This window comes from Vibrio sp. V12_P9A6T4 (assembly GCF_963874835.1).
In the GTDB taxonomy this organism is placed as follows: domain Bacteria; phylum Pseudomonadota; class Gammaproteobacteria; order Enterobacterales; family Vibrionaceae; genus Vibrio; species Vibrio anguillarum.
Genome location: NZ_CAWNJO010000083.1, coordinates 1 through 17,761 on the forward strand (window position 1 = coordinate 1; position 17,761 = coordinate 17,761).

The 17,761-nt window shown below is 43.6% G+C and carries 15 protein-coding genes and 2 pseudogenes; 12 read left to right on the forward strand and 5 right to left on the reverse strand.

Annotated features, from left to right (window positions below):
- The first annotated feature begins 259 nt into the window (after positions 1-259).
- The 9 genes from AACQ42_RS13835 (at position 260) to AACQ42_RS13875 (ending at position 12,353) form a co-directional block, all read left to right on the forward strand.
- Positions 260-778 carry an Hcp family type VI secretion system effector gene (locus tag AACQ42_RS13835; RefSeq protein ID WP_013857791.1) on the forward strand — a complete coding sequence of 173 codons (519 nt, stop codon included), beginning with the start codon at positions 260-262 and terminating at the stop codon, positions 776-778.
- Positions 779-918: 140 nt separating this feature from the next.
- Positions 919-3,024 (forward strand): type VI secretion system Vgr family protein, encoded by a 2,106-nt coding sequence (locus AACQ42_RS13840; protein ID WP_094165396.1) that lies wholly within the window; start codon positions 919-921, stop codon positions 3,022-3,024.
- Positions 3,021-3,827, forward strand: coding sequence for a DUF4123 domain-containing protein (locus tag AACQ42_RS13845; protein ID WP_094163458.1), 807 nt, complete (start codon positions 3,021-3,023; stop codon positions 3,825-3,827). Before AACQ42_RS13840 ends, AACQ42_RS13845 begins: the two co-directional genes overlap by 4 nt.
- Positions 3,817-7,347 carry a toxin VasX gene (locus tag AACQ42_RS13850; protein WP_094165398.1) on the forward strand — a complete coding sequence of 1,177 codons (3,531 nt, stop codon included), beginning with the start codon at positions 3,817-3,819 and terminating at the stop codon, positions 7,345-7,347. Before AACQ42_RS13845 ends, AACQ42_RS13850 begins: the two co-directional genes overlap by 11 nt.
- Before the next feature lie 37 nt (positions 7,348-7,384).
- The gene (locus AACQ42_RS13855; protein ID WP_094165400.1) at positions 7,385-8,320 is read left to right on the forward strand and encodes a hypothetical protein; all 936 of its coding nucleotides are present in this window, start codon (positions 7,385-7,387) and stop codon (positions 8,318-8,320) included.
- Positions 8,321-8,531: 211 nt separating this feature from the next.
- Positions 8,532-8,816 carry a type VI secretion system PAAR protein gene (locus AACQ42_RS13860; protein WP_094165402.1) on the forward strand — a complete coding sequence of 95 codons (285 nt, stop codon included), beginning with the start codon at positions 8,532-8,534 and terminating at the stop codon, positions 8,814-8,816.
- Positions 8,817-8,960: 144 nt separating this feature from the next.
- On the forward strand, positions 8,961-9,257 hold the full coding sequence (locus AACQ42_RS13865) for a Dabb family protein (RefSeq protein WP_094123655.1): 297 nt from the start codon (positions 8,961-8,963) through the stop codon (positions 9,255-9,257).
- Between the two features lie 312 nt (positions 9,258-9,569).
- Positions 9,570-11,273 (forward strand): S8 family peptidase, encoded by a 1,704-nt coding sequence (locus AACQ42_RS13870; RefSeq protein WP_094165404.1) that lies wholly within the window; start codon positions 9,570-9,572, stop codon positions 11,271-11,273.
- Between the two features lie 615 nt (positions 11,274-11,888).
- Positions 11,889-12,353, forward strand: coding sequence for a hypothetical protein (locus AACQ42_RS13875; RefSeq protein ID WP_094165406.1), 465 nt, complete (start codon positions 11,889-11,891; stop codon positions 12,351-12,353).
- A 58-nt stretch (positions 12,354-12,411) separates the two neighbouring features.
- Here AACQ42_RS13875 and AACQ42_RS13880 read toward each other — a convergent pair whose 3' ends face one another.
- Positions 12,412-13,284, reverse strand: coding sequence for a helix-turn-helix transcriptional regulator (locus tag AACQ42_RS13880; protein WP_094165407.1), 873 nt, complete (start codon positions 13,282-13,284; stop codon positions 12,412-12,414).
- A gap of 233 nt (positions 13,285-13,517) precedes the next feature.
- On the opposite strand from AACQ42_RS13880, the gene AACQ42_RS13885 reads away from it, so the two are divergent.
- On the forward strand, positions 13,518-13,775 hold the full coding sequence (locus AACQ42_RS13885; RefSeq protein ID WP_094165409.1) for a hypothetical protein: 258 nt from the start codon (positions 13,518-13,520) through the stop codon (positions 13,773-13,775).
- Positions 13,776-14,444: 669 nt separating this feature from the next.
- Here the strand turns inward: AACQ42_RS13885 and AACQ42_RS17590 are convergent.
- The 3 genes and pseudogenes from AACQ42_RS17590 to AACQ42_RS13895 form a co-directional block, all read right to left on the reverse strand.
- Positions 14,445-14,660, reverse strand: a complete 216-nt coding sequence (locus AACQ42_RS17590; RefSeq protein ID WP_176429653.1) for a DUF4113 domain-containing protein — start codon at positions 14,658-14,660, stop codon at positions 14,445-14,447.
- A gap of 4 nt (positions 14,661-14,664) precedes the next feature.
- Positions 14,665-15,060 carry a DinB/UmuC family translesion DNA polymerase gene (locus AACQ42_RS17595; protein ID WP_441351192.1) on the reverse strand — a complete coding sequence of 132 codons (396 nt, stop codon included), beginning with the start codon at positions 15,058-15,060 and terminating at the stop codon, positions 14,665-14,667.
- Positions 15,049-15,306, reverse strand: a pseudogene (locus tag AACQ42_RS13895) (S24 family peptidase); the annotation flags it as partial. The gene AACQ42_RS17595 and the pseudogene AACQ42_RS13895, both read right to left, overlap by 12 nt.
- Positions 15,307-15,582: 276 nt before the next feature.
- Between AACQ42_RS13895 and AACQ42_RS13900 the strand changes: the two are divergent.
- Positions 15,583-16,554, forward strand: coding sequence for a hypothetical protein (locus tag AACQ42_RS13900; RefSeq protein ID WP_094165413.1), 972 nt, complete (start codon positions 15,583-15,585; stop codon positions 16,552-16,554).
- A gap of 355 nt (positions 16,555-16,909) precedes the next feature.
- Here AACQ42_RS13900 and AACQ42_RS13905 read toward each other — a convergent pair whose 3' ends face one another.
- Positions 16,910-17,080 (reverse strand): hypothetical protein, encoded by a 171-nt coding sequence (locus AACQ42_RS13905; RefSeq protein WP_176429654.1) that lies wholly within the window; start codon positions 17,078-17,080, stop codon positions 16,910-16,912.
- 232 nt (positions 17,081-17,312) lie between these two features.
- On the opposite strand from AACQ42_RS13905, the pseudogene AACQ42_RS13910 reads away from it, so the two are divergent.
- Positions 17,313-17,761: pseudogene (locus AACQ42_RS13910) on the forward strand (WYL domain-containing protein); the annotation flags it as partial.

Consider the following 17,761-nt stretch of genomic DNA (forward strand, 5'->3'; position numbering starts at 1 on the left):
GGCTAAGGTTATCTACCGCAGATTGTGGCTAGATTAGGAAAAGCGATACAGAGTGACGTATTGCGAAATCGCAGCGAAAAATTGCTTGATACGAGCAAGTTTCTACCCGGACGAGCAAGTTCTTGCTCGAAAATGAAAGCTTATAATCTAATTGATTGAAATTTAACTATTTTTGTTTTGGCATCCCCTTTGCTTTAAGAAACATTACATAACGCGATGCAATTTCCATCGCTTTTTCTTACTGAATAAGGATTAAGTCATGCCAACTCCATGTTATATCTCTATCGAAGGCGAAACTCAGGGTCTCATCACTGCAGGCGCTCTTTCTACTGACTCTATCGGCGATGCTTTCGTTGAAGGTCATGAAGATCAAATGTTGGTTCAAATGTTTGACCACGTTGTGACAGTACCGACTGACCCACAATCAGGTCAGCCTTCTGGTCAACGTGTTCACAAACCATTCAAATTCACCGTTGCGCTAAATAAAGCGGTTCCTCTTCTTTATAACGCGTTGGCGTCTGGCGAGAAGATGAAATCGGTTGAGCTAAAATGGTACCGCACGTCTATCGAAGGTAAACAAGAGAACTTCTTCACCACTAAACTTGAAAGTGCGTCTATCGTCGATATTCACTGCGAAATGCCACACTGCCAAGATCCTGCGAACGGCGACTTCACGCAAAACGTTACGGTTTCTATGTCTTACCGTAAAATCCTGTGGGATCACGTGAACGCGGGTACTTCAGGTTCAGATGACTGGCGCAAACCAGTAGAAGCGTAAGCTTTGATTTTGGGTGGCTGGCTGATGTTGCGTAAGCAAAGCCAATCCGGCCAGCCACCTTTTTTAGCCTTAAGCAAAGTGCATTCAATGAGTGTGACTTGCTTAAGGCTTTGCTGTTTCTAGTGTAAAGAGGATGGAAGATGGCCACGCTGAATTTTACGTTAAAGGTTGACGGGCTCGCCGACGATGCATTTGTGGTGCGAGAATACCAAGGACAAGAATCCTTATCGGAGAGTGTGCTGGCTAATGGCGAGCCTTGTTATGGGTTTCGTTACCACATTGAGCTAGCAAGCCGTCAATCAACTTTGAGTGCAATCGATGTCGTCGACAAAACGGCTCAGCTAACGGTTTTCCGTAATGGCGGTGTGGTGCAGCGCGTGCATGGCATCGTGCGCCAGTTTAGTAAAGGCGATATTGGTCATCATCACACCTTTTACTCACTCACTTTAGTACCTGCATTAGAGCGCTTGTCGCTGCGCCAAAATAGCCGCATCTTCCAGCTTAAAACTGTACCTGAAATTCTTTCCATTGTGCTACATGAGATGGGCATTGACGACTATGCCTTCGCACTTAAACGAGAATGTCTTCAGCGCGAATTCTGCGTACAGTACCGTGAAACCGATATCCACTTTTTACACCGCTTAGCCGCCGAAGAGGGCTTGGTCTACCACCTCCTGCATGAAGAAGGTAAACATACCCTCATTTTCAGTGATGATAGCCAAAGCTTAACGCAGCTTGATACACCGATCCCTTACAATGTGCTGTCCGGTGGTATCGCTGATACGCCTTACATTTCCAACTTAATCAGCCACACGCAATCGCAAGTGGCGGAAAGCCAATTGGCGGATTACAGCTTTAAAAAACCGACTTACGGTTTTAAGCAAAGTGCACTCGGCACCGCGATGGATTACCAGCAGACCCACTATGAACATTTTGATTTCCCGGGTCGATTTAAAGACGATGAGAGCGGCAAAGCGTTTAACCAAATTCGTTTAGAGTACTTAAGAAGGCAGGCGCGTACTGCACAAGGTCAAAGCAATGAAGCGCGTTTGCAAGCCGGAACCCTGTTTGATTTGGTCGAGCATTTAGATGATAGCGCGAACCGTGATTGGGTTGTGGTGCAAGTAAACCATCAAGGCCGGCAGCCGCAAGCATTAGAAGAGTCTGGCGGTAGTGGTGCAACGACCTACAGTAACCAATTTACCTTGATCCCGGCCGATGTAACGTGGCGCGCAACACCACACACCAAGCCGCAAGTGGATGGCCCATGCATCGCCCACGTGGTTGGCCCCGATGGCGAAGAGATCTTCTGCGATGAGTATGGCCGCGTTAAACTGCATTTCCCATGGGACAGATATTCCAACGGCGATGAGCACAGTTCATGTTGGGTGAGGGTGTCGCAAGGTTGGGCTGGCAGCCAATACGGCATGATGGCTATCCCAAGAATTGGCCATGAAGTGATTGTCGATTTTTTAAATGGCGATCCTGATCAACCCATCGTCACGGGCCGCGCTTATCACGCCACCAATAAAGCGCCCTACACACTGCCAGATAACAAAACCAAAACCGTACTGCGCAGTGAAACGCATCAAGGTGAAGGCTTTAATGAGCTGAGTTTTGAAGATCAAGCAGGGCAAGAGAAAATCTACCTGCACGCGCAAAAAGACTATGAAGCGCTAGTGCTTAATGATGCCACCACCCACATCAAACACGATAAACACCTGACAGTGGATAACGACCAGTTCAGCCACATCAAAAATAACCAACACCTAACGGTCGAGGGCGAAAGCCGTCAGAAAATAGCGTTAGATCATAGCCTTGAAGTGGGTGGTTCACTGCACCAAAAAATCGGTGAAAAAACGGTTTTTGACTCAGGTAATGAAGTGCACCTTAAAGCAGGCAATAAGTTGGTGTTAGATGCGGGTAATGAGATCACCATCAAAGCTGCGGGCAGTTTTATCAAAGTGGATGGCGGCGGCGTGCACCTAGTCGGGCCTGCGATCAACCTCAACTCTGGCGGCAGCGCAGGCAGCGGCTCGGGGTATGGCGGTGTTGTAGCGGCGTTGCCTATGGGGTTGGCAGCGCCAAGTGCGCCGGATGAGCTGGTCTTAAGCTTGCCAACAGCGAGTTTAATTCAACAAGTGATAGCCGATATCAAAACGGAGATGCCAATCACTCAGGTTTGTCAAAAGCGTTCTGATGGAAGCTGTCCGTTAAGTGACTGCCCTTGTGGAAACAATAAATGATGTTAGTTCTCGATAGCCACTGTAATGACGTTGCAGTGAACTGGTTTGCTCTAGTCAATGATTACCATAATATGCATGCTGAAGTTTATGAGAGGATCTCTGGGCATTTGGTTGAGCCGTTATATTTATCGACGTCAGTTGAGTCATTACTAAATCGTAGCCCTTTGTTGATTGCATTGTATGAGCAAGATCCAATGACAAACATCTTACCTAAAGAACATACACTGTATTTTTCTGCACCACTTAATGTCTCTTTTGATGTTGCCTTAGCTCAACTAAGGAATCGATTACATATTCAATTCTCAGGTAATCGAAGAGGGCTGTTTCATTATTATTGTTCTTCAGTGGCAAGTTATTTTTTTGAGCGTTCAGATACGATCGATACTGGCAAATGGTTGGGATGTTTCAGCAGCCTTTATTTTTATCGTCAAACATACAGTGATTTAGCTAAATGGAGCAAAGTCGTTAGTGAGGGGGGGGAGCTTGCTTCAAATCTTTGGCTTCTTACAGAATCTCAGGAAAATGCTCTCAATGATAAATATCATGAAAATGAGATCGTGCAGTGGGCTACAGAAAACAATATTAAAGAGTTGAATTGGCAGAAACAGAAAATGGTTCATTTATTCTGCTCACAACACCAGATAACAGATCCTCAAATTTCTTCTCGATTACGCCATTTAATACAGCGCTATGATGTTGCCCTCAATGATCTTAATTTTCATTCGAAATCGCATCAAACATCAGAAAATATCGTCGAACACATAGAATACTTAATGTCTAGGGAGAATGCATATGTCTACTAAGTTTGCTTCAAGTCCGAGCTGTGATGGTAAAAAGTTTTTCATTGAAGTAACGGGTATACAACATGGCTCTGAACAAGACTTTGAGTTTTATGACTTAACTGATATGTCACAGCAGGCTGCTCTAGAAGCGAAAAAGAGTATTGATCCTGAACTTGATGAAAGTACGGTATACAGTTGGGATTGGTGTGATGAGAGTGCCAATCGAAATGTTTGGCTGAAAATTGAAGCGGAAGGTGAACCAATCAAATTACCGCTTTTTCAAAATGTGGCAGACATACCAAGAAAGAAAGACGAGCAAGATTATTTGGTACATGCAGTTTTACCTTTAACGCTTTTACCTACTTATCAATCATCGTTAACTTATAAAGAGAGAATTGCTCCTGTTCGAGCCGGTTTTATTTATATCTTTTACAACCATAAAGTATGGCGTGAAATTCAAATTAGCCCAGAAGATAGCGGTGATTACTCTCTTAAAGATGTCAATCTTTACCAATATCGTACTGGTAGAGATAAACCGTTTAAAGATGAAGCTCGAATCGCAACTGGTGTGGCACTAAAAGAGATTTGGATACCGGCTAAAGAGAATAACAAGGGGGCACGGATCCATCTTGCCTTTTCAGAAGTTCAGTGGAGTGCACAATATCTTAATTATCTTGAGGCGAATCAAAACGAGTTAGTTCAACGAACTGTTGCATTTCATCAGTTGAATGTGGATAGCAATGTCGATGTATTGAAAGCTAGCTTACTGCCGCCAATGCGAATAAGAGCACCAGAGTTGGAGTTGTTTCTTGCTGAGCCAATTAATCTCAACCGTGATCTCTCTGGGGAGTGGGTAACACGCACTTACCAAACCATTAAAGAGGAAATCTTATCCGCGAATGAAGACGGTGATAAGGCGGTACAGGTTTTTAAATATGCTCAACCTCATCGATATGAATATGCTATTAAGCAAGCCGCACTGATTGAGATTATCAACTCAGATCCAAATCAAGCTAAGTTGTGGACTATTGGTGACTCGAAAGATTTTTTAGAAGATGCAAAAAAGCGTCATCTGAGAGCAATTGTATTGGACGATCCTCTTTTTGACTTAAGACATCACGCTTTTCTTACTCAATCTGCTGTTGGGTATTTACAGCAAGTCTATATCGATATGAGTCAACAAAAGTACTATCGCACTGCAGAGCTAGTGCAAAAATTGGTGGTTCCAGCCAAGTTCGGACAACAAGAAAATCCTTACTATCAATATCGTAATGATATAGACAATTACTATGGAGGCGTTTTCCATAGAACATTACGTACCACTGAACGACAGTTTTGTTGCCAAGATGTAAAGGTATTGCAAGAGAAACTCCAATTGCAGGTGAACCAGAAGAGATTGGCTCAAGTGCTGCGTGATATCAGTTCAATGAACGATATTAACGCATCGGCTGCGCATGTGATTGTTGGCTATGCGCTGAGCGCTCTGAGCGTGAATATTGATAAATTGGATCAAATGTCAAACCCTGAAAGTGACGTTCGTTCACCTTATTTAGAAACCGCTAGACAAATCCTCTCTCCAAAAGATAACCATCCTTTGCACCGAATATTATTTCCAGAAGAAGGTACGATAAATTTGGAGCAAGCTAGCTATAGCGCACCACCGCCATTTAACTCGGGATCTGGATTTGCAACGCTTGAATCGTTAGCTTTGTGGTCCAAAGAGGACATGCTCATTCAAGATGAGCAGTTACAAGTGATGGATCTGGCTTTTATGTCACCTTCCAATAGCAACCAGGAAAAGGCTTTTAACCTTGAACGGCGTATTGCCAGTATAATGAATGATATTTTAAAGGGTTACTTTGATACGTTACTGAACCTAAGCCAAGATCTCACCAGTGAAGCGAAAGTGATCCAATTTAATGCCGCTTATGCCCCTGTACTCGGTTTAATGAAAGCCACTAATGCCAAAATGTGGGGAGATATCACTTATGTGCCCGTCAGTGGCGCTGAGCTTAAAGGTACGGTGGTTGGCGTGCATGGTCATGGGTTGAGTTATGGATTGAGCGCCGCTGATCGTGAGTTTGTTGACTCGAAGAAGAAGTCAGCCTTTGGTCGTTTGTATGATCGTTCGGGTAAATTGGTGGCATCGAGCAATAAAAATGCTTTTAGCTCCAGCGATCTGATTTCAGAAAGTCGAGGTTCAGTCGGGGCTAAATCACCACTTAAAGTGGTGGTGATCTCTCAAGAAAGTCGCATGGCGGCGGCCCTAAATCAAGCGAATACGCAAAGAGCGCTACGGGATATGAATCGTACGGATCTCAACGTCAGTAATGCTTATGAAAAATTCAGAATTCCCTACTTTATTGCGGTAGTGGAATTGATTAACCTGAAACAGAGTCAGCATCATTTTGAGAAAGCGCTTCAGCGTACAGATACTCTTTACTCTTCTGCTAACGCGCTAAGTGCAGCTCTGGATCTTGGTATCGCCATTACCCATGCTTCAAATCTGTATACACAAAATGCCTCTCGTTTGGCGATAGCTTCACATAATGCCGCGGTTGTTATGCCTAAGGCATGGGTTGATCGGTTTACTTTTCAAGATGGGGCAGTTCAACTAGTAAAAAAAGTGAGCTTTTTAGGGCTTACAACGCTTGTTGCTGGTTTTTTAACTGCGGGTATTGCTGGTTGGGATGCTATGCGCCGTTGGCAAGAAAATGATCTTGATGCCAGCGTTGCGATGGGGATGGTGGCGATAGGAACGTTAACCACCACGGTTGCAACGGGGTTTTTTACTACCAGCGCTCCGGTGTTATTTGGTATGGGACCGGTGGCATGGTTAGGGATTGGGTTGTCTGTTGCAGGTTTCGCGCTCTACATGTTTTGGAAAGATACTCCAATAGAGGCGTGGCTGAAAAATGGCCCGTTTGGTCAGTCACCCTCGGCGACTTACGCACATTTGCAAGACCCGACGACAGCGTTTGAGCGGTTTATTGGGTTGATTTTCAATCTATCGGTTAAAGCGTACCGCTTAGGCGCACAAACCGAATTCTCCGAAGCGTTTACTCAGCAGATGCAAGCATTAGGTGCTACCCATGTGATTTATGTCAACACCAATTTAGCGGCATTGCTCAGTGCTCAATCGGTCAGGGTTGAGTTTTACGCTCGGCAAGCGATTGAAAAAAAGACCACGACAAGTAGCCGAACGGGTTCAAGGGAAAGCAGTGAACTGATTAACCTAAGCTCGCACAATGTTACGGTTATCCATCAAGAGCAGCGTAATGAAGGTACTGCCTATTTTGTTAAATATGATTTAACCGTCCCCGAATACAGTACCGATTTTAGCCTACTGATGATGCGCTCTTATCAGTATCGCTACCAGTCTGTTTTTGTGCTCAGAACCAAGCTGCACGTTGAGCAGGCCAGCTTTCCGACATTAGCATTAGAAGAGCGTGATGATTCTCGCACTGTGAATGTGGTTCCAACGTTTGCTTTAGATAACAACAGTGATCAAGATTGGGCGCAAAATACCGTATTAGCGTAAAGCGTAGAATCGATTATCGACAAAATTAGGAATGATAATGGCTTATAACTCAGAGCAATTAACCCTCCAACCACCTAAAGAGGCGCAAGGTTTTTTATGGCGTGTCTTAACCAAAGGACAGGTATTTCCTTTTACTAAAGCCAATGAAACTATTTCATTGGCTCTAGCAAGAGAGACTGAGCCATCCGCTATGCAAAGATATAATCAAAATAATTTATTTTGGGATGAAAAAGATTTAAATAGTGAGGCATTGTCTGGTTGGTCACAATTCTATTTTATGATTGTTGGGATGGTAAAAGTTTCACTGATTATTGTCTTACCGCTTCTCTATCTGATCATGATTTCTGCCATGATATTTGGACCGTATGGATGGAAGGATTGGGCTGGCGATTTTGGCACTGTTACTTTGTATACAACACTTCCTTGTTTACTTATTTATGGCCATTTTAAATTGGTGAGTGCTGGGCACCTTTTTCTGGCGCCCTTTTTAAAAAGTAAGCGAGTCTATAGCCTTAATCGCCAAACCGGCATGGTGACACTGTTTAAAAAAGGCAATAAAGAGCGTTTTAGCCATCCGTTTATTGAGTTTGATTGCGTGCTGATGTCCGCCCCTAGTCCACAAGGGCACTTAAATTACAACCTGATGTTGGTGCATCGCTATCATGATTATTCGGTTGGAGTACCGATTGGCAACCTGATCGGCAGTAATGAGATGGTGGCAGAGTATTATCGGTTGTGGAATATGATTCAACGTTATATGGATATCAGCCAACCGATGCCTGATATTTTAGTGCTTGAGCCTGCACGTGAAAGAGACCCAACCACCGCCGCCTATGATAAGCAAACTGGGCGCAATCCGCGATGCTGGCGTGATATGAGTGATGAAGAATATCAGCAAACTCTGAAAAGAATCGCAGAGCAGCAAAAAAATCAGCCAGATACGGGGCCAAAGTTGGATATTTTTGCACATTGATGCATTGAATCTGGCGATGGCCAAGTAAGATCTAGTGAGTTATTTAGTATTTACTCTGCAGTATGGTCGGAATTGTAAGGCTGAGCTTGATTGATGAATGTGTTTGGGACTTACTTAAGATTGCCGTGTTAGTAGAGATTCATTCGCGCACTAGTTTCGTTTGAAATTAAGTTTAAAGTAGAAAAAGTCACCTTTATTAAGGAGCAAATCAATGGCAAATGGTGCATTAGTAGGAGATATCGGATCCGATCATGATGGTTTTCCTCCTACGCCGATCACCGCTGGGTCACCGACGGTAAAAATTGATGGTAAAGCGGTGGCAAGGCAGGGGGACCTGCTAGAGCCTCATGATAAGCCGCAAAACCCAAGCCACCCGCGAGCAATTAAAGGGGGCTCGGGTAGCGTTATGATTGATGGCAAGCCCGCCGCGCGAGTCGGCGATGCCGTTGACTGCGGTGGCGTAATTATTGGTGGTTCATCAGTCAATATTGGTTAAGGTTGTAGCCCATTTAATCAATAAAGCGGCGCTTCAAACCTTGAGTGCCGCTTTATTGTTTTAAGCACAGCAGCTTTAGCACCAGTGAGCCAGCGTTATCCCTCTTTATGAAAAGAAATTCTACAGACAGAAACGGAGCGAACAATGATCCGCCATATCTTATTAATCAAATTCAAACCACAAGCTCAGCCTGCCGACATTCAACAGCTCAAGTCGCTGTTTGAAGCCATGCCAGAGAAAATCGAGGGGGTCGCTGCCGTTGAGTGGGGCGTGAACGACAGCCCTGAAGGCAAAAACCAAGGTTATACCCACAGCGTTTTAATGACATTTAGCGATGAGCAAGGGCGCCAAAATTATCTACCTCATCCAGAGCATAACGCGCTAAAGGATGTCTTTCGTCCTTTGCTCGAAGAGATCATCGTTTTCGATTATTCGATTTAGTTACAAGCCAGTAAAATCTAGACGGTGTTTATCTCTACTCCATCGCTAGGATTCAAGCCTGAAAGTTGAGATGCCGTCTATCGAATCTCACTTGTTAATGATCGTCCTTATGCCGTTAAAGTATAGATTTATCAATATCTTGTGAGTTTCTATTCACCATTGTATCAATGGTGCTTAGATCAAATTTTCAGCACAAAGCATTCACAATAGTGAGATGGATGTATAGTTTTATTGTTGTTGTGAATGATTTTCATTGTATTGCGTTTTATCTTTTTGGTCGCTTTCTAAGCGCATTAAATAGGATGTAATAAAATGAATAAAGGATACAAATATTCTGCTCTTGCTGCAGCAATACTCGTTTCAGCATCGGTTTCGGCAAACGTCAGTGTGGAACCCACCCCAATTAATTCGCCTTTTATTAAAGATATAAAAGGTAATATTGTTGAAGACTATACTCCACAAGCTACCCAGCCTCGTTTGTTTTTCATGCGTATGATTGGGAGTTCTGAACAGCGTGGGGATTGGTTTAATCTCTCGGCTAACTATTCCTCTATCCAAGGGGTTGGATCGGATTATGTGTATGAATCCTTGATGCCCCCTCTTAAACCTCAGCCTGTTATCGTGGCGGTGTTAGATTCGGGCGTGGACATTGAACACGAAGATCTAAAGAACAAGTTATGGGTTAATGCGGGAGAAATCCCAAACAATGGCATTGATGATGATGGTAATGGCTATATTGATGATGTGTATGGTTGGAATTTCTTAGGCAACTCGCTTGGTATCAATGTGGATTACGATACATTAGAGCTGACGCGTGAGTACAAAAAATACCTGGATTTATTAGAAGGCAATGATTGGATACCTGAGCAAAAACGTGCTTACTACCAAGCAATAGAAACGGAATATCTAGCCGAGGTTCAGAGTAACCAAACCCTGCTCGCGCAGGTCACTGATGCTATTGAGCAAGCGAATCAATATAAATCGCAAATCTCAGCCCTGACTCAGCATAAAGATTTTACGGCCGAAGGTTTGCTCATTTTACTGTCACATCCGAACCCTGAAGTCGTCTCCGCAGCTCAAGCTTTGTTGGCACTATTCGACGATTGGTATTCGTTTGACTACCTCGAGTCAAGACGAAGCCGATACCAAGATGCGTTGGATTACCACTACAACCTTGAGTTTGATCCTCGTGCTGATATCGTTTTAGATGACATCAGCAACCCTTGGGAAAAGGGGTATGGAAATAATGATGTAAAAGGGCCTGATGCATCACACGGTACGCATGTGGCGGGAATTATTGCGGCAGAGCGTCGCAATGGTATCGGAATTGACGGCTTATCTGAAGATGTGAAAGTCATGTCGTTGCGTATGGTGCCCAATGGTGATGAGCGCGATAAAGACATTGCTAATGCTGTGCGTTATGCGGTGGATAATGGCGCAAAAATCATCAACATGAGTTTTGGTAAAAGCTATTCACCACGTAAATTTGTAGTTGATCACGCGTTTCGTTATGCGGCCAGCAAAGGTGTGTTAATCATCCATTCTGCAGGCAATAGCCAAAGTGATAATGATAGTAAACCAAGCTTCCCTAATCGTTTTGCCGATACTTACGAATCGTCACCTATTGCAACTTGGATAGACGTAGGTGCATCAGCGAAATACGCGAATGAAGATTTTGTCGCCAGTTTTAGTAATTATGGCCAAAAATCGGTTGATATCTTTGCACCCGGTTATCGCATTCTCTCTTCTACGCCAGGCAATAACTACGCCACTTATAGTGGTACGAGTATGGCTGCACCTGTAGTATCAGGCGTTGCCGCTATGGTGTGGTCACGCTATCCAGAGCTCTCCGCAGTAGAACTCAAAGCTCTATTACTTGATAGCGCCCGTCGTTATCCTGAGCTGTTAGTGAAAAAACCATCATCACCTGAAACGCTTGTTCCATTCAGTGTGCTATCGATCTCGGGTGGAATGGTTGATGCTGAAGCCGCTTTTGAAACAATCGCGAGTAAGTAGTGTCGCAGTCGGTAATGGATCAACTTTGGCTTGTTGTGCAAGCACCGGTCTATTTACCGATGGCTTAATTTAACAGTGAGCGTAATAAAAGGCGTAGCTGATATCATCCAGCTGCGCCTTTTTGTATTCAGAGAAGAGTGCGTGATCGGGGCTTACCTGACCCATTACCTGACCCAAAATCGTCAGGTACAAAAAAAGGTCAGTAAACACTACGCTTACTAACCTTCTAGAATTTGGTGGCCCCTCCCAGACTTGAACTGGGGACCAATCGATTATGAGCGAAGGTCTGACGTAATCTCACCGCACAATCAACATAGAAACCCTGCCCCGAATCACGCCCATATCCACCAGCAAAATCACATCACCTGATTACCCGCATGATTTTACTGACGTCGCCGACGGGAATTCCGCCGAACCTATATCACCGCCGCCACCGTCGAGGAAATGTAGAAAACTGTGTTGGAAAGACAGGAACAGTACCGGAAAAGACAGGAAAAAATCCCTAGGCGTAACAAGCAGCAAAACGAATTTATATTATTGAATTGTAAGAACTCTTACTGGATTCTTCCGGTAGGGGCTTTCTTATTTCTAGCTCAATGAAATAAAGGAGTTTCTATGAACCAACCCAAAAACAGCAGGAAGAATGCAGAAGTTGATACATCTAAAACCACATCAGTAGACAATCCATTCTCTACTATTCTCAAAACAGGTGAAGCACCAAAACTAGGATCAAAGGCCCAAGGAACGGTGCTCTACGAGATTGCTCAAAACAGTGAAGACAACCAACTCTACTTTCGAATTGCCGGACAAAGTTGCGGGGCAGGATTGCATTCAAAACAATGGATTCTTCTCAGTAGGCTGCTAGACCTTATTGAATCGCAGGGCGATAAACCATGGAAAAGTCAGGTGTATAAATCTCTCTATTCATCCGGCTCGGCCAACAATCAAGGTTTCTGTGCTGCAATTGCTCGGGGCCTTAATCTGGCAACAAAAGCTGAGTCATCTATTTATCTTCATATCAAATCGAAAGATTACGATGAGCAAAAAGCTGACCTATTAGCGCTCATACAGAAGTCATGATGGGTTTCTCGGCGTCGTCGACGTAATGACGACGCCGACAGTGCCCATTAAATAAATCTCATGAACAGGTTGAGAGATAGGCTTCGACTTCTCGCATCAACGCCTGTTTTACCCACAATGGGGAAATGATATCGATACTCGGTATCCAGGACTTTAGAACTGGCATCAGGGAATGTATGTCCGAGGTCTGAATGCTGATAAGCGTTGAACCATAGCCCAGTTCTTTCAGGGTTCGGATAGTCAGGTGATGTTCGGTTTCCTGATAATCGCGAATACGCCCCGAATCAATCTGAGCTATGACTTCTATAACACCGTGAGCCTGCCAATGCAGCTCTTCTCTGGTCAGCTTCTCGGAGAGGATAGGTGAGGGAGTATAAATATCATCGTGCCGGATTATCTCAGCAATCTCGGCCACTCGAAACGAATGAGGCTGTGTTCTCTGCGCGGCAATCAGATACCAGTAACCCCGCTCGTTAATGAGTTGGTAAGGCTCCATCTGATGATAACGCCGATTATGAAAAGTCAGAGTCAGCGTATTTCGCTGATGAATCGCATCCGCAATCAAAACTAAGGTATCCCGAAAGCGAGCAGAATCCTCGACAGGAATATGGCGGAACAGTATGGATTGTGTCTTATGGTTCAGCGCCTGAGTAATTGTTTTCCTATCCGGAAACAGCTTATCAATCCCCATGTTCGATAGGGCATGAAGAGCTTTATGAGCTTTAGGGTTACGATGATCTAATTGCTTCAGGTAGTAATAGCCCTCTTCTCTTTCGATAGGCAAAAACGCCAAGCGATTGAAGTCCCGAAGTACCGTTCTCTCATGCACTCCGAATTCCTGCTCTAAGTCGATAAGGCTCAACTTCTCTCCCGCATACAACCGGGAAAGAATCTGACTCAATCGGTAGGCTAACTTCTCGCTCTTATTCATGACTCAATAATGTAGTGACTCACTGACAGGTGGTGTCAGCCCTCATTATTTCGTGGTCGCTAAGAATAAGTGACCGATTTTGTTATAGGTTTCATTGCCCAAGAAACCTAAGCCCTGCCTTTCTTCTTCAACATCATTTACCTGACTGACACAACCTGTCAGTCCTAATCATCATACTAATTAACAACCTTGCTCCTACGCTGAGCATCGTCATTATTCAAGGAAAAAACACAATGAAAAAATCAACCATCCTGCTAGGTCTAACGTGTCTATTCGCTACCACGTCATCATTCGCTGGCGGTACGTTCGGCGGTAATCCAGCCGACATTTCGAAGATAGAACAATCCTGGAATGGGAAAGCAGGTAAACAAGTTTACTCTCAGTCTGGCCCTCGCATTGAGTGGTATGCCGATGCCTGTGGAACCATGAATGGCAAAGTCATGGATGCGGCGAAATGCGGTCTAGATACCCCTAAAGGTAAAGCACAATAAGTTTCGTTGCGGAGCTTGGCTCAAGGTACATCGGTTTCGAATTGGACTCTCTAGGCCGAGGTATCAATGAGCTCCGCAACACCCCATTACTTCATCCAATAAACAATAAGGAGTCTGTATATGAAGATTAAATCAATCACAACCCTAGTTACAACCTGTCCGGCATGTGGTGAGCGTGCTTATGATGATGGTAGCTGTCAGGTGTGTGGTCACTCCCACTAAGCAGTGTTAAAAAAATTAGAGGACCATGTTCTTTACTGAGCATGGTCCTTTTTCATATATAAAAGAGGCAAACATGCAAAGCAGAACCTTTTCACAATCATCATCCCAATCCAAAAAGAACACAGGCATTCGTGCTGCTAAAGTCGGTGCTGCTATTGGAGCTAGGTATGGTCCATATGGGGTATTAATCGGTGGTATAGCTGGCTTCGTAATTGGTGTCGTCGCCGACGAGGTTATAAATGATTGACGGGCAAGCTAGGTGAGCAGGGGACAACCTCTGCTTTTTTTTAAAGGGTAATGAGGTCCCAAAGGTGGACGCATTTCCTTTATAAATGAATTATTAAGGAATGTCGTCCACTTTCGTTCACGTAGTGATTGGACTTGAATTTTTTGAGTTCTGGGTGTCTCCAAATTATTTTTGGACAAAAATGAGTTACCAACTATCGATCAATTACACTTAAACAAAGGCAGATCACCCCACCTAGTCGTGTACTGTGGTGTAAGCAGTTCTCGCCTCATCCCCCACTTTTCATCAATGCCTTGCGCGGCCATAAACACTGTATCCGAACCATATCGCCCATTCAGTTGATCAAATACCGACATCAGCTTGGTGTTATTAGGGACCGGGTTAAGCAAGTCAAATTGCTCATGTGTTCCATCCAATAAATCAAGCCCCTATCTTGCAATAACGCACACCGTTTTTAAAAAGCTGTTCTGCAGCATCACAAGCTACTTTAGTTAACTGCTGGGTATCTGCCGTGGAGTAGGCGAAACGATGTATAAATCGAAAGCTTTGCGGATGCTCATCAAAGGGCGAGTTACCAGCAAAGCACAAAAATACTTTACATAACGAACCTTGCTGCCGTGCTTTTCTTGCTGCGATTCCGGCATGTTTGCTGAGCGCTTGGCGTAGAGACTGAATATCAACGATCCTCTCCCCTACACTCCGCGTTGAATAGATTTGGTGTTTATCCGCACGAACTTGGTCCCACTTTTTACATACCTGGCCGTTCAGTTCGCGGATGGTACGTTCTACCTCAACATTGAAATTCTTCTTTACCAACTCTACTGTGTAGTTCGCGACGATGACATCTTGGTTCTCGACCTGGACATGGCGATCCACAATAAGCAAATCCCCATCAAAGATCCCCACGCCTTGCATCGATTCACCACATGCTCTTCCAATAAAGGTGGCACTAGGATGCTCAATGAGCAGCTCATCGAGATCAATAGGAAGCTGGGAGTATTCAGCCGCAGGTCTTTCAAACCCTGTGATACCAGCACTTGCAGAGATAGGAATGACGTTCATACACTCAAAGCATACTGTTTATATATACAGTATTTTTGGTTATTTTGCCGTGTTTAACAAGTCTCTTAGCCATCTCTTGCTCTAATCGACACACACGAACTACAGAACAAACCTCTGATCATATCCATTTTATGGCTATTTTTAGAACTTCCCTGATCTAATCATTGGATCAATTGGATAAAAACTCTTTATGACATCATATTTTCAGCTTCGAAGAAGCTATAAGGGAGCGGCTTATAAGGCCGCTAAATCTAAAACCGACATAAGGAATGTCTAATGAAGATTAAATTATTTTTTGTTCTGGTAGTTACAAGCATATTTTCGATTTGTACCTATGCAGCAACATCTATCACTTCTATCAGTGCTTGCAGCGACTTTTCGAAAATTGGTGATAACCCAAACGGTGACTATCAAATCACAACAAACCTCAATTGCGACCAAACCATTGAGCCTCTTGGTATCTTCAAGGGAACACTCGATGGGCAAGGACATAGCATTAGTGGCCTCCACGTAACAGGAACCGGAAATGTTGGGCTTTTTGCTCAACTCAGGGATGCAACGATTAGAAAGCTAACACTGAGAAATATCTCGGTAACAGGAACCAGCACAATTCAGAGTATTGGTGTAATTGCTGGGCGAGCTCACGATAGCCATGTAACCGAAGTGACCATTGAGAACAGCACTGTTACAGCACCTGTAAAAGTGATTCATGGAGCAGGAATGCTGGCGGGAAACATCGAAGATTCAACCGTTGACATGGTGACAGTGAGCAACTCAAACCTAACTGTTGCTCATACCAGCGCAGTGGGAATGTTATTCGGCCAAACCAAAGACAGCCAACTATCTGGGCTAACAAACAGCAACAATGTTCTTACCATTACCAGTGATAAACAAGAGTTTGTAGGTGGCATTGTGGGTAATGCGTATCGAAGCAGCCTCAAAAAAATCCATAGCAGCGACAATCGCATTTCCGCTCAAATCTTAGATAAGGGTAATGTAGGGTTATTGACTGGGCAATTAACCAAGGGCGGAACAATCATTAATGCAGAAATTCGTAGCGATGTTTTGGATGTACCTGTAGGTGATAACCAATTAAAAAAAGGGATTGCCGCTGGCTATATTTTGAAACCAACAGAAACAACCGCGACCTTATCTAACATCCAAACTTACGACATCGATGAAGCCCTGGATTGGTACAACCCAAGGCATGACACAGGCATTCTAACGGAGCAGATCATTAAGAACTAACCACGATAAAGGAGCACAATGTGCTCCTTTTTATTGATTAACCACGTGGGTGTGAACGAAAGTGGCTGCATACATACTCTAGAACGCCACGTTTCATTCGAGTATAAGCACACACATGCACATCTTTTTTGCGAGTTGTCATCGTGATTTACCTCTAAAATAAGTTAAAGAGAGATCTCGACCTATTGAGATAAACACTAAAAAACATTAATATTACGTTAACAATTCAGAGTAACATCAACGTTCTTCAGTGAGCTTGAGTTCTCTTGTGTAGAGCACCACGTAAAGCTACGCTAATAGCTTTGACATGGTTTATCTCACAGAAATAGCCCTGTAAGGAAATATTCTTACAGGGCTATTTTTCTTTACGAACCCCTTTGAATGGTTCGCCATCACTTTTCACATCCATGAATTTACCGGTTTCAGTATCACGCTTAACCCAATGCCCTGAAGGCGTTTGAGTTTGAGAACGACCTTTCACCATCCCATTTCTATGGCCATCACCGACCACGCCATTTTTTGCCATCTTATTCACCTATATGGTTATTAGTTTCTAAAGTTCCTATATCTTATGAAGGAACACGACAGTGATTAACTGCCGATAAATCAACCATACATCAAATCACCAAAACAAGTCAATAGCACGTATACAAAAGATCTTTGCTACAGTCTTTAAAAATCCGTCACACCATACTATTTTGATGAAATAACCAAGACTTCATGTTATTGTGACCAGCAGATAATTAGGAGAAATTTCCATGGCAATACAAAGCATGTTTGACCTACAAAAAGAAGAAAACAATGCTGATAGAATGGCTTACATCGATTTTAAACTTAGGTTCACTGGTTCAATAAATAGACTAGACCTAACTCATATGTTTGGGTTAAAAGAAGCAGCTGCATCAAAAATGATGAAAGCGTATTCAGAAATGCGACCAGGCAATATGGATTATGATAGAAGAGAAAGAGCTAACACGATCCTTAGAGAAACGTTTCACCCTTTACTTGATATCGATGCTGAAATAGCACTAGGCATGTTAGCTAATGGATTTAATAAAAATAAGTTATTAAATACCCCAGAGATCAGTTATTACCGCCTAGGTAGAATAAGAAATCAACTAAACATTCGCAATGTTGAAAGAATTACTCGAGCTATAAGCGGAGAATATTCCATTACATGTGCTTATATATCAAAAAGCAGTAAAGA

Bases quoted from the DNA above. Each gene is read 5' to 3' on its own strand.
- AACQ42_RS13835 (WP_013857791.1), top strand. From the start codon at position 260: ATGCCAACTCCATGTTATATCTCTATCGAAGGCGAAACTCAGGGTCTC.
- AACQ42_RS13840 (WP_094165396.1), top strand. From the start codon at position 919: ATGGCCACGCTGAATTTTACGTTAAAGGTTGACGGGCTCGCCGACGAT.
- AACQ42_RS13845 (WP_094163458.1), top strand. From the start codon at position 3,021: ATGATGTTAGTTCTCGATAGCCACTGTAATGACGTTGCAGTGAACTGG.
- AACQ42_RS13850 (WP_094165398.1), top strand. From the start codon at position 3,817: ATGTCTACTAAGTTTGCTTCAAGTCCGAGCTGTGATGGTAAAAAGTTT.
- AACQ42_RS13855 (WP_094165400.1), top strand. From the start codon at position 7,385: ATGGCTTATAACTCAGAGCAATTAACCCTCCAACCACCTAAAGAGGCG.
- AACQ42_RS13860 (WP_094165402.1), top strand. From the start codon at position 8,532: ATGGCAAATGGTGCATTAGTAGGAGATATCGGATCCGATCATGATGGT.
- AACQ42_RS13865 (WP_094123655.1), top strand. From the start codon at position 8,961: ATGATCCGCCATATCTTATTAATCAAATTCAAACCACAAGCTCAGCCT.
- AACQ42_RS13870 (WP_094165404.1), top strand. From the start codon at position 9,570: ATGAATAAAGGATACAAATATTCTGCTCTTGCTGCAGCAATACTCGTT.
- AACQ42_RS13875 (WP_094165406.1), top strand. From the start codon at position 11,889: ATGAACCAACCCAAAAACAGCAGGAAGAATGCAGAAGTTGATACATCT.
- AACQ42_RS13880 (WP_094165407.1), bottom strand. From the start codon at position 13,284: ATGAATAAGAGCGAGAAGTTAGCCTACCGATTGAGTCAGATTCTTTCC.
- AACQ42_RS13885 (WP_094165409.1), top strand. From the start codon at position 13,518: ATGAAAAAATCAACCATCCTGCTAGGTCTAACGTGTCTATTCGCTACC.
- AACQ42_RS13900 (WP_094165413.1), top strand. From the start codon at position 15,583: ATGAAGATTAAATTATTTTTTGTTCTGGTAGTTACAAGCATATTTTCG.
- AACQ42_RS13905 (WP_176429654.1), bottom strand. From the start codon at position 17,080: ATGGCAAAAAATGGCGTGGTCGGTGATGGCCATAGAAATGGGATGGTG.